Origin of the sequence: Micromonospora sp. H61, assembly GCF_018070325.1 — a bacterium.
GTDB classification, from domain to species: domain Bacteria; phylum Actinomycetota; class Actinomycetes; order Mycobacteriales; family Micromonosporaceae; genus Micromonospora; species Micromonospora salmantinae.
This window is the reverse complement of sequence record NZ_JAGPXY010000001.1, coordinates 1-11,606: the sequence shown is the minus strand read 5'-3', so window position 1 is coordinate 11,606 and position 11,606 is coordinate 1. Positions and strand designations below refer to the sequence as shown.

Sequence of the window (11,606 nt, the reverse complement as noted above, 5' to 3'; positions counted from 1 at the left end):
CGTCGATGGGGGCGGGCCCGGCGTGACGCCGAGCCCGCCCGTCTGCAGTCCGGTCTGTCTCAGGTGTGTTGATCTCGCCCTGCCGTTGGTCCATCTGCACGCAGTCGAACGTGCTGCGAACTTGGCTGTGATCAGCGGGCGAGGGCGGCGAGTCGGAACTGTTGGTTGGTTTGTCCGTGGCAGTCGTAGAGCTGGATTTGGGCTCCGTTGGTGGTGCTCCAGGCGTCGAGGCAGCGTCCGGATTGGACGTTGCTGATGGTGCCGTTGGAGTTGATGTTCCACTGTTGGTTGGTCTGGCTGTGGCAGCTGTAGATCTGTACTGCCGCGCCGTTGGCGGTGCCTGCGGCGTCGAGGCACATGGTGCCGTACACCTGGAGTTGTTTGGTTGTGGTGTAGGTCCATGCCTGGTTGGTTTGTTTGTTGCAGCCGTAGAGCTGGACCCGGGTGCCGTTGTTGCGTGAGGCGTTGGGTACGTCGACGCACCTGCCGGACTGGGTGCCGACGATCTCGCTGGCGGAGCCGGGCGGAACGGTGGGTGAAGGGGTGGGGGTCGGCGGGTCGGTGGGGGTCGGCGTCGGGGTGGGCGAGGTCGTGCGGTCCAGCCCGAAGAACTGGATGGCGACACGCGCCATGCCGCTGGAGGGCAGGCTGTGCCCTGCGCCCTGGATGGCGTACGCCTCGACCTGGGTGCCGAAGCGGCGGCGGTTCCAGTTGGGCTGCGGGGTGTCGGTGGACGTCGGAGTCTGGCTCAGCCCGTGCACGTTGGTCCACTGCTCGACCGACTCCTGCAGCAGTGAGTAGGGCACGAGGGTGTCGTTGGTGCCGTGCCAGAGCTGGATCGGCGGGCGCGGGCCGGTGTAGCCGGGATACGCCGCCCGGACCATGTCGCCCCATTGCTGCGGGGTCCGGTTCATGCTGCCGTTGGTGCACGGCCCGCCGGGTGGGTAGGCGGCCGCGTTCGCGAAGCAGTTGAAGGGCACGCCCATGAATGACGCGCCCGCTTTGAACAGGTCGGGGTAGACCGCGAGCATGTGCTGGGTCATCATCCCGCCAGACGAGCTGCCGGTGGCGTAGACCCGGTTGATGTCACCGCCATGCTGCTGCCGGGCGTAGTTCACCATCGACTCGATGGAGACCGGGTCGCTGCCACCACCACGGCGCTTGGACGCGTCCGACCAGGTGTCGAAGCACTTGCCGAACCCGGCCTCCTGCATGGCGCTCGGGTAGATGACGATGAAGCCGTACTGGTTCGCCAGCGAGGCGAACTCGCTGCCCGAGTAGAAGCCCGGGCCGGAGCCGCCGCAGCCGTGCATGGCGACCACGATCGCCGGGTTGGCCGGCCGGGCGTCGGGCACATAGATGTGCATCCGCATCCCGCCCGGGTTGTTGCCGAAATTGGTCACCTCGGTCAACGAGGCCGCAGAGGCTGGTTTCGTCAGTCCGGGTATCACCAGTGCCAGGCCAGCCGCCGCGAGGAACACGGCGAAGCCGACCAGCAGCCGTCGATAGGGTTTCACGCTTCACTCCCTTGACGCTTGATTGGACACGGTGAATCGCGCCACCGGGCACCGGAGGCGGTACATCACTGTGGTTGGACAAGACGCGCCGGACCGGCCTCACCGTCAACCCGTCCATGGTGAAGTGGGTCGCGGCAGGTTTATGCCGGTCGGCTCGTCAGGTGACCTCCGCCCGGGGAGGTCGGTCAGCTGCCCGCTGGCTTTGCGCGCTCCCGCAGCGCCAGACGCATTACAAAAAGTGTCTCTCTGGTCGGTGAAACTGTCAATCGACGAATCGCTATGGATGCGGCGAGGTGAGCGGAAATCAGCTCCGGATGACGGGGGGCGGACGAACGTGGCCGGGCACCTGCCACAATCGGATCTACTAGCGGTCTTCCCCGATCTGCGCCGGAGCGTCGTGTGGTCAGCCCCTTCAACATCGACGAGATTTTTCCCGACAGCGCGGACGGCTCCACCCGACTGCCCCGCAGGCAGTCAGGCAGCTCACCCCAAGGCTTGGCCGTGACGCTGCTGGCCGACTACACACTTCAGGGCCGCACCTGGCTACCCTCCGCCGCCCTCGTGGCGTTGCTTGCCGAATCGGGCGTCAACACGGCCGGGGCGCGGACCGCCATCAGCCGCCTGGCGCGCCGCGGAGTGCTTGAGATCAACCGTCAGGGACGGAACAGCTTCTACCGGTTGACCCAGCCCGCCGCCCACAACCTCGCGCGCGGCGCACGCCGGATCGCTGTCTTTGATGCGCAGGCCGAGTCGTGGGACGGCTGGTGGACACTGGTTGCGTTCTCCCTGCCGCAGGAGGCGAGCGCCGAGCGACGCGTCCTCCGCGGACAGCTTCGATGGCTCGGGTACGCACCCCTGTACGACGGACTGTGGGTATCACCGCACAATCTCGGCCACACGCCCAGAGCGAAGCTCTCGGCCATCGCGCTCGGCGCCACGACCGTGTTCCGCGCTCGGCACGTGGAGATCGAGGCGCACACCAATCGGGTACCGATCGACGCCTGGGACACCGCCGCGCTCGTGCAGCAGTACGACTCATTCATCCGACGCTGGGATGCCCTGTTGCCAGGTGTCCGGTCGGGAGACATCACGGGGGCGGCTGCGGTACGGGCGCGTACCGAGGTGATGGATGCCTATCGGCGCTTCCCCATCCTGGATCCGCTGCTGCCGATCGAGCTGATGCCTGCGGGATGGCCCAGGAGGGACGCGCGGGCGGTGTTCGTCGCGGTGTACGACGGGCTCGCCGACCCCGCAGAGGAGCACGTGCGGGCCGTAGCTCACCGGTACGCCATCGGACCGCAACCCGACATCCGGGCCCACCGCGTCGACCAGCTTGGAGACCTCTGGGCCGATTGCGGCGACCCTCGCCCTGCTGCGATGTTCGAAGAAATGAATCAATAGGGGGACCGGCTCGCGTGGAGTGTCCCGGCGGCGAGGCGAGCTGATGGGCAGGCCCGGTGTTTCCGTGCGGCCGCCGGGACCGCCAGCAGCTTCAGCTGCTCGAACCGACGGCGTTCCGCCGACGCGGTGGCTGAAGATTCGTGCCGAAAGCCGGTAACCAAATCGGCTGGCCAACCCGTCAGGTCAGTGACGGATCGCCACTGGGGGCGGCCGGCCGAGGAGGAACAAGGGACATGGGCGACGTGCGTGGGCGTTTCAGGGACGACCTGGCCCAACATCCCGCCCCGCCACTGGGTGACCTGGTCCAGCAGTCGGTGGTGCAGGGCCGCCGACTTCGTCGCCAACGCCGCCTGGCGCAGTTCGGCGTCGGCGGATCGGCGTTGGCGATGCTGCTCGTGATCGGCCTGGCCGCCGGGCCGTTCGGCGTCGGAGCGGATGACGCCGGTCAGCCCGGCGGAGCGAACGTGGGCTTGCCGGGCGGACCGGTCGACACCACCACGCCGTCCCCGGCTGGGTCCTCCGGTGGCGCCCCGGGCGGGCTGGAAGAGGGCGCCGAAGGAAACCTCTTCCGGTCAGCGCCGCCGACTCCCTCGACCACGGTGATCGACACCGTGAGGATCGGGGCGGGGCCGGACGGTGACCTGCTGACCACCACACCGCAGGGCGCCCTGGAACTGCTGACCCGGCTGCTGCCCAGGGGAAAGACCAGCGGTTACGCGAGTCTGGAGAGCAGCGGGTCAGGCCCCGGCATGCCGTACGTCCAGCTCTACCTGGACCGAGGCGATGGACCGGGCATGCTGCGGCTCTCCATCTACCGGGACCGCGTCGGCGGCGACCCCGCCCCGGGGACGGTGGAGCTGACCGAGGTACCCGACAACTGCGTGCAGAACCAGACGGTCACCGTGCACCACCGCGCTGGCCTCCAGGTCGATCTCATGATCGCCACCTGTCTGGTCTGGGACGCCAAGGGAACGTCGCCGGCGCCGCCCGTCCTCTCCGTGAAGGAGGCGATCGCGATCGCCGCGAACCCGAACTGGGGGACGACACTGCCGGCCGAGTACGTCGTCAACGGGACCAAGAGGTTCCCGAAGCTGGCCCGGGCGAATGGCTGACGAAGACTTCGTGGAGTTCGCGCAGGCGACCGTTGGTCGGCTGCGCGACGCGGCCTTCCTGATGTGCCGCGACTGGCATCTCGCCCAGGACCTCACCCAGACGACGCTGGCCAAGGTGTACGCCAACTGGAGGCGGGTCCGCCGGGCCGACGACCCCCACGCGTACGCCCGCAAGATACTGCTGCGCTGCATGATCGACCAGCAGCGACGTCGCTCCAGCCGCGAGTTGGCGATGTCGGCGCCGCCGGATCGGGGCGAGGAACATCCGGCCGAGCTGCGCATGACGTTGCTGGACGCGGTCGCCACATTGCCGTTGCGGGATCGGGCGATCATCGTCCTGCGTTACTGGGACGACCTGAGCGTGGAGACAACCGCCGAGGTTGTGGGCGTCTCCACCGCCGTTGTCAAGAGCCAGAGCATGCGCTCCCTCAACCGCCTGCGTGAGTTGCTCGGCGAGACCCGTGCCGAGCTGTTCGCCGAGGAACGCCATTGACGGGTCCTGTCTGCGGCCGGGGTGTGGCGGATCCCGATGGTGTCGGACCGTCGGCCGGTAACCGCCGCGTCGGTGCTGCGGCGGCGGCGAACGTGCCGCCCCGCGTCGTCGGCTGAGGCGCCACCTGCGGTGGCAAGTATCTGCGTCTGGGGAGGTTTCGGTGTTCGTATCGAGCAGCAGGACGAGCCGAGGCCGGATCCGCGGCAGCGGCCGAGGTTCGCTTGCGGTCGTGCCGGCGGTCCTGGCGGCGTCGATGGTGATGGCCGCGGGGTGCCATCGGGGGGAGTCCGGTATCAGCCCCGACGAGCGACACACCGCAAACGCGGAACGGGGCGATCCGAGCCCGCTGCTGGGGGCGGGCGATCTGGGAGCGGACTGGCGTGCGGACGACGCGCGAACCGGTCTGCCGCCCTGGCCGTGGGAGCAGGACAGTTGCCCTAGTTATCGGAGCAGCGACTACCCGGCCAAATCGCATCGGCGCGCTGCCGTGGAGCGCTACTACCGGCCGTCTGACGGCTCGTCGCCGGCCCATCACGTCGTGGAGACGTACGAACCTGGATGGGCCGAGCGGAACGTCGACGACGTCCGTCGGGTCCTCCTGCGGTGCGCGAGCTACCCGGTCCTCGGATCGCAGGTCTCGTTCGACGTCGTCGACCCGCAATATCTGGACGGCGCCGGCATGCTCGTTCGAGGTCGCATCGCGCGTGCGGACACCTCGAACACCGTCACGTACTTCGTGATGGTGAAACGAGGCGAGACGGTCTCGACGGTCCGCCTGCCCGATCCGGGCAGCCAGGCCGCGGTGGACGAGATCGCGGCGAGGGCGGTGGCCCGCCTTGGCTGAGCGGAAAGGGCGGCAGCTGCCGCGACGCTGGGTCATCTCCGCTGTCACCACGTCGCTGGCCGGCGTCGCGACGGCCGCCCTGGGTGCCACGCGCGGCCGCGACGGCGACCGAGCCGGACCATCGCAGGGTTCCTCCCCTGCCAGTCCGATCCCCACGACGCCGGCCGTCGACCGGATCGACCAGGCGAGAACGCGCATCAAGGCCTACGTGCAGCGGTACGACGGCCACCTGGCGGTCGCGGCACTGGATCGACAAGGAACGGCTGCGGTGACGGTCGGCGCCAAACGGTTCGAGACCGCCAGCATCGTCAAGGTCAACATCCTCGCGGCCCTTCTGCTGCGCCAGAACCCGCCGGGCAAGGCCCTGGGTTCCGACACCCGGCGGTTGGCCGAGGCCATGATCGTGTCCAGTGACAACGATGCGGCGGTCGCCCTCTGGCAGCGAATCGAGGGCTCGCGCGGCCTCACCGCCGCGAACCGCGCGCTCGGTCTGCGCGAGACGAAGCCCAATTCGCACTGGGGCCTCACCACGACCACGGTCGCCGACCAACTCCGTCTGCTGACCGCGCTGACGTCACCGACAGGACCGCTGACCCCGCAGGACCGGACCTTCGTCATGGGCCTCATGAAGAAGGTGATCCCCGAGCAGCGGTGGGGAGTCACCGCCGCGCGGGAGGCGGGCAGTCGTTCGGAGTACGTCAAGAACGGTTGGGACACCGCTGATGTCGACGGGGGCCGCTGGCTGGTCAACAGCATCGGGCGGATCGTCGAGGCCCGTCATGACTGGCTGATCGCCGTGCTCTCCGACCATCACGTGAGCCAGAAAGAGGGCATCCGCGTCGTCGAGAAGGCTGCCACGTACGTGCTCAAGGAGCTGCGTACCGCCACTGCGGGCGACGGCCCGTCGCAGGGGTAGCCCTCGGCGCCGCTCGCCCGCTCAGCCTGGGGCCGGGGCTGCGCTACCGAGGGGCCGCTGGCGGTCCTGGCCCACGGCTTCGACGATCCCACCGAACCCGACGGGGCACTGCGTCCGAACGTCCTGTTCGGCATTTCCCGCAGTGTGCGGATGTGACGGTCTCCGATTCGGCGCCCCGATTCGTCGAGCACCTGCCAGAGTGGTTCATGCCCTTGAGTACGTACCACCTCAGAGCCTCGGTCGCCGTGTCCGACATTCAGACGGCCGTGGCCTTCTACGAAGGCGCGCTGGGCCTGCGGGCGTTGCGGTCGGGCCCCAGCGCCACCATCGCCGACGGTAGCCGTGTCTATGGCTCCGGTGGCGGGCCGGCGCTGAACGTGTATCAGTCGGTCACTGCCGGGCAGACCTCGGCGACGGTGGCGACGTGGTACGTCGACGACATCGACCAGATCGTCGACGAGCTCACCTCGTCCGGCGTCGAGTTCGTTCGCTACGAGCAGTTCGAGCACGACGACAAGGGGATTACCGCGCGGGCCGGAGGTGGACGTATCGCCTGGTTCCAGGACCCGGACGGCAACACCTTCGCTCTCGAAGCCGACGCGTGACCTCCACCTGAGACAACCAATCCGGCTCAGGGCGCTGACGCCCTGAGCCGGAATAGTTCTGTAGCTGTTGGTACTGCCGATCAGGTGACGTTGATGTCGCTGCACCACATGTAGGTCTGGTCCAGGTGCGACGCCCTCCAGAGCACGAACAGGATGTGGTTCCCGCTGCGCGACGGGAGCGAGACGTTGAACGAGATGTTCTGCGCCGGCGCGTAGCGCCCCGTCGTCGTGATCAGGTCGAGGTTGCCCCATCCGAGCTTCTGGGTGGCCGGGTTGAACCCCTGCTTGGTGACGTAGACCTGGAAGTAGTCAGCGCCGTGACTGGCCTGGTCGTACAGCTGGACCGTGAGGTTGCGGCTGACGGTGGTCGTCTTCCACGCCCCGGGCTGGTTCACGCTGTCGTTCCTGGACAGGGCGTTGCTGCACAGTTGACCGTCCGGGGTGCGGGCCTGGTACTGGCCGCCGAGGCCGTCGCGCAGCTGGCTCATCCAGTTCCACATGGTGTCGGGATTGGCCTGGAACGCCCGCCAACACATGGGGTCTTGCTGCTGCATGGCGGGGTTCATGTGCTGGTTGCCCCACGCCTTCCAGCATTGGTAGGCGCGACTCATCGGGTTGATGATGGTGCCGTGGGCCTGGGCTGCCCCGGTGAAGGGCAGCATGCCGGCCACGATGGCGAACACCATGACGAACGCTCGAAGGGACCGACGGACTGGTGACCGGGATCGTCCGCCGGATCGATCGGACTTGAGTGAACGCACTGTTCATCCTCCGCTCTTCGGGACTACAGATCAGTATGGGAACGCTCCCAAACCAACTGTTGCATCTATCGACTCAAATATCAATCGTTATCTATCTATGGTCGGATGTGGATCGAGCTGACCGGGCTGTCCGCAGCCGCCCGGTTCGGATCCGGGTGCGGGTAACGACCGCGCCGCCTGCCGCCCGGCACTGTCACAGGCCGGCTGCGGCGTCGTATCGGCGGCGCTGGTCGACCATCTCCGACTCGGACAGCGCCTCCTTGAGCGCCAGCTCCGCGTACTTGGGCGGGAGCATCTGCCGCACCCGGTCGGTGAACATGACCTCGGCGGTCGCCTCGACCACCTGGATGCCCGGAGGCTGGGTGGACATGTCCATGATCACGGGTCCGGCCAGTTTGACCGCCACGTCCCAGGGGCGCTTCTGTTCGGCGACCCCGCAGAGGTGGAAGCCGTAGACCGTCTGCACGTCGGCGAGCGCGGTGGCCTCGGTCGGCTCGTAGCCGTAGACGCGGACCCCGCAGATCACTGCCGGCTTCTCCGTGGTGGCCGCCTGCTGGGCGCCGTGTCCGGCGTGGTTGTGCTGCCCCGGGTCTGCCTGTTCGAGCGTCGTACGCATCCGGGCGATGATCTGTGATTGCAGATCCGCCGGCTTCGCCTCCGGGCCGGCCCGGTTGACCAGTACGACCGCGCCGGCCGACACCACCAGCAGGATCACCGCCACCCACACGAAGCGGTTTCGGTACCAACCCGCGAAGTTCTCTCGGGAAATCATGATTGCTTCTCACCTCGTCGCCGGTTTCTGGTGCTGGCAGGCCGAATCGGACGCCCCCGGCGGGTCAGGCGTCGAGCGCGTCAGCCGTTGGGGGGACACGTGCCGGGGGTTACCTACGGCGGGCGAGAGTGGTTGCCCGGCAAGGCGCCCGTCGTCGTAGAGGTGACCCGGCGATTCGCCAGGCGAGCGTCCGCCAAGGCGGCGCGCTGCCGGCGCTGCGATGCTCCCGTGCTGGCCGTTCCCAGCGCGGTTGCCCCCGCGCTGCGGCGATATGAGCCATTCCAACACGTCTGGATCGACTTTGGCAACATCGACGGGCATCAGCGTGCTTTCGGGGCCGGTCCACCCGCGCCTTCCTCGCGCACGGGTGCTGTCGCCGCACCACCGCCGGTCCCCCCGGACCTCGACGTCGACAAGCCGATGGGCGCCGCCGTCTACGGTGTGCGGGCCTGACTAATGTCATGAGTACCTGTGCACCCCGCATCGAACGTCGTGACTAAGCGCACTGGAGCCCACTCGTCCCGTCGATGAGACTCGATTCATCGCCGGAACAACAGCCGGCCGAGTACGAGGGGCGGCGGGACGGTGGATGAACGCTACGACAGCTACTGCGCCGCGGATCGGCTGTTCTACGACTCGCTCGGCAGCGCCGTCGCACAGCCGGTCTTTCCGGCCGCCGAACGGCCGACGCCGACCGGCTGGCGCCGCGAGCCGCTCGACGACTGGCTGATCTACGCGCCCGACGGCGGCTCCCTGCCGCAGCAGGGCTGGAAGATCCATGTGTCGGCGGGTCTGGCGAACGCCGAACGGGTGCTGGACGCGGTCTGGAACTACTGCGTCCCCCGCGGCCTGTCCTTCAAGTTCCTGCGCGGACCGCGCACGCTGCTGCTGCGCAATTCCAAGTACGCCGCCCGGGCCGCCAGCGGCAAGTTCATCACTGTCTATCCGTGCGACGACGCGGAGCTGGAGTTGGCCTGCAAGGAACTCGACGAACTGCTGACCGGCGAGACCGGGCCGTACATCCTCAGTGACCTCCGCTACGGCGTCGGCCCGGTCCACGTGCGCTACGGCGGCTTTGCCGCCCGCTACTGCCACTCGCCGGACGGCCAGGTGGTGCCGGCGATCGAGGACGACGGCGGCACGCTGGTGCCGGACCGGCGGGAGCCCGTCTTTCACGTACCGTCCTGGGTCACCCTGCCGGACTTCCTCGGCCCGCACCTGGCCGCCCGGAGCGGCACCAGCACCGACCAGGTGCCGTACCGGATCGAGCGGGTGATCCACTTCTCGAACGGCGGCGGGCTGTACGTGGGCAGGGACCTGCGTACCGACACCGAGGTGGTGCTGAAGGAGGCCCGACCGCACGCCGGCCTGGACGCCGACGGCACCGACGCCGTCGCCCGGCTGGCCCGCGAGGCGCAGGCCCTGCGGCAACTCGCCGACCTGCCGCAGGTGCCTCGTGTGCACGACGAGTTCGTCCTCGGCGAGCACCGGTTCCTCGCGCTCGAGTTCATCGAGGGCCGGCCGCTGAACAAGGTGCTGGTCGACCGGTACCCGCTGATCGACGCCGACGCGACCGACGACGACCGGGCGGCGTACGCCCGGTGGGCCCGCCAGACCTACGAGCAGGTCGAAGCCGTCGTGGCGGCGATCCACGAGCGCGGCCTGGTCTACGGGGACCTGCACCTGTTCAACATCATGATCCGGCCGGACGACCGGGTCGCCCTGGTGGACTTCGAGGTGGCCGCCCCGATCGCCGGGCACCGCCGACCCGGGCTGCGCAACCAGGGCTTCGCGGCACCGAGGGACCGCAGCGGGCCGGCGGTCGACCGGTACGCCCTGGCGTGCCTGCGGTTGGCGCTGTTCCTGCCACTGACCCAGCTGGTCCGGCTCGCCCCGGCGAAGGTGACTCACCTGGCCGACATCATCGCCGCCAACTTCCCGGTGCCGAGGTCCTTCCTCGATCCGGCGGTCGAGGAGATCACCGGTGAGCCGTGTGTCGCCGCGGAACCGCGAGGGAATCTCGGCACTGATGACTGGCGCACCATGCGGGACCGGCTGACGACGGCGATCGTGGCCAGTGCCACCCCCGAGCGCGACGATCGGCTCTTTCCCGGTGACATCGAGCAGTTCCGCAGCGGCGGCCTCAACCTCGCCCACGGGGCGGCGGGGGTGCTGTACGCGCTCGACAAGAGCGGTGCCGGGCGATGGCCCGAGCACGAAGACTGGCTGGTGCGGCGGGCGACAACGCCCCCGTCCGGCACCCGCTGCGGCTTCTTCGACGGGCTGCACGGCGTCGCGTACGCGCTGGTCCACCTCGGACGCCGGCAGGACGCGCTGGACGTTCTCGACATCTGCCTGCGGGAACCCATGGACGGGCTCGACCACAGCCTGGCCAGCGGACTGTCCGGGATCGCGCTCAACCTGGCCGAGTTGGCCGCACGCACCGGGGAGGTGTCGTTGCGCGACGCCGCCTGGCGGGCCGCCGAGCGTGTGATCGGGCAGCTGGCCGACGACCCGGGCCCGGACGTCAGCGGCGGCCGTAACCCGTACGCCGGGCTGTTGCGGGGCCGGACCGGACCGGCGCTGATGCTGTTGCGCCTCTACGAGCTCAGCGGCGACGACGAGCTGTTGGGGCACGCCGCCACCGCGCTGCGTCAGGATCTGCGGCGGTGTGTGCTGCGCCCGGACGGTGCCCTGGAGGTCAATGAGGGCTGGCGCACCATGCCCTATCTGGCCCACGGCAGCGTCGGTATCGGGCTGGTCCTCGACCAGTACCTGCGCCACCGGGCCGACGACCGGTTCGCCGAGGCGAGCGCCGGGGTTCGGCGCGCGGCGCGCTCACCGTTCTACGCACAGTCCGGGCTCTTCGCCGGCCGGGCCGGCATCATCGCCTACCTCGCCGCCTCGACCGACGAGGCCGACCGCGGCGAACTCCGCGCGCAGATGGATCGGCTGGACTGGCACGCGCTGCCGTACCGGGAGGGGATCGCATTCCCCGGCGAGCAGTTGCTGCGGCTCTCCATGGACTTCGGCACCGGCACCGCCGGCGTGCTGTACGCGCTGGCCAGCGCGGAGCACGACCAGCCGCCGACGCTGCCCTTCCTCGCGCCCCTGCCGGGCGCGAACAGACTCCCCCGCGACAGCGGGGGCGACCTGATCGGCGAACGGAAGGAAGGGAGGTGAAC

10 protein-coding genes are annotated in these 11,606 nt (G+C 69.0%); 7 read left to right on the top strand and 3 right to left on the bottom strand.

Going from position 1 to position 11,606, the window contains the following annotated elements:
- Positions 1-131: 131 nt before the first annotated feature.
- Positions 132-1,517, bottom strand: a complete 1,386-nt coding sequence (locus tag KBX08_RS00050) for a PHB depolymerase family esterase (protein WP_307850410.1) — start codon at positions 1,515-1,517, stop codon at positions 132-134.
- Between the two features lie 399 nt (positions 1,518-1,916).
- Between KBX08_RS00050 and KBX08_RS00045 the strand changes: the two genes are divergently transcribed.
- From KBX08_RS00045 to KBX08_RS00020, 6 genes are all read left to right on the top strand, one after another.
- Complete coding sequence (locus tag KBX08_RS00045; protein ID WP_210780434.1) at positions 1,917-2,918, top strand: PaaX family transcriptional regulator C-terminal domain-containing protein; 1,002 nt, start codon at positions 1,917-1,919, stop codon at positions 2,916-2,918.
- Between the two features lie 233 nt (positions 2,919-3,151).
- Positions 3,152-4,030, top strand: a complete 879-nt coding sequence (locus tag KBX08_RS00040) for a hypothetical protein (protein ID WP_210780433.1) — start codon at positions 3,152-3,154, stop codon at positions 4,028-4,030.
- A complete protein-coding gene (locus tag KBX08_RS00035) occupies positions 4,023-4,523 on the top strand; it encodes a SigE family RNA polymerase sigma factor (RefSeq protein ID WP_210780432.1) in 501 nt (166 codons plus the stop codon). The genes KBX08_RS00040 and KBX08_RS00035 overlap by 8 nt, the downstream gene beginning before the upstream one ends.
- A 160-nt stretch (positions 4,524-4,683) precedes the next feature.
- On the top strand, positions 4,684-5,367 hold the full coding sequence (locus KBX08_RS00030; RefSeq protein WP_210780431.1) for a hypothetical protein: 684 nt from the start codon (positions 4,684-4,686) through the stop codon (positions 5,365-5,367).
- A complete protein-coding gene (locus tag KBX08_RS00025) occupies positions 5,360-6,283 on the top strand; it encodes a serine hydrolase (RefSeq protein WP_210780430.1) in 924 nt (307 codons plus the stop codon). Before KBX08_RS00030 ends, KBX08_RS00025 begins: the two co-directional genes overlap by 8 nt.
- 245 nt (positions 6,284-6,528) lie before the next feature.
- Positions 6,529-6,888, top strand: a complete 360-nt coding sequence (locus tag KBX08_RS00020) for a VOC family protein (RefSeq protein ID WP_238689872.1) — start codon at positions 6,529-6,531, stop codon at positions 6,886-6,888.
- Positions 6,889-6,968: 80 nt separating this feature from the next.
- On the opposite strand, the gene KBX08_RS00015 is transcribed toward KBX08_RS00020, so the two are convergent.
- Both KBX08_RS00015 and KBX08_RS00010 read right to left on the bottom strand, forming a co-directional pair.
- The gene (locus KBX08_RS00015) at positions 6,969-7,574 is read right to left on the bottom strand and encodes a lytic polysaccharide monooxygenase (protein WP_231396184.1); all 606 of its coding nucleotides are present in this window, start codon (positions 7,572-7,574) and stop codon (positions 6,969-6,971) included.
- Between the two features lie 268 nt (positions 7,575-7,842).
- Positions 7,843-8,421: a hypothetical protein gene (locus KBX08_RS00010; protein WP_210780427.1), complete on the bottom strand. Its 579-nt coding sequence runs from the start codon at positions 8,419-8,421 to the stop codon at positions 7,843-7,845.
- A gap of 585 nt (positions 8,422-9,006) precedes the next feature.
- On the opposite strand from KBX08_RS00010, the gene lanKC reads away from it, so the two are divergent.
- Positions 9,007-11,604, top strand: a complete 2,598-nt coding sequence (gene lanKC / locus KBX08_RS00005) for a class III lanthionine synthetase LanKC (protein WP_210780426.1) — start codon at positions 9,007-9,009, stop codon at positions 11,602-11,604.
- The last annotated feature ends 2 nt before the right edge of the window (positions 11,605-11,606 follow it).

Coding starts and splice junctions, on each gene's coding strand:
- KBX08_RS00010 (WP_210780427.1), bottom strand. CDS start 8,421: ATGATTTCCCGAGAGAACTTCGCGGGTTGGTACCGAAACCGCTTCGTG.
- KBX08_RS00035 (WP_210780432.1), top strand. CDS start 4,023: ATGGCTGACGAAGACTTCGTGGAGTTCGCGCAGGCGACCGTTGGTCGG.
- KBX08_RS00040 (WP_210780433.1), top strand. CDS start 3,152: ATGGGCGACGTGCGTGGGCGTTTCAGGGACGACCTGGCCCAACATCCC.
- KBX08_RS00015 (WP_231396184.1), bottom strand. CDS start 7,574: ATGGTGTTCGCCATCGTGGCCGGCATGCTGCCCTTCACCGGGGCAGCC.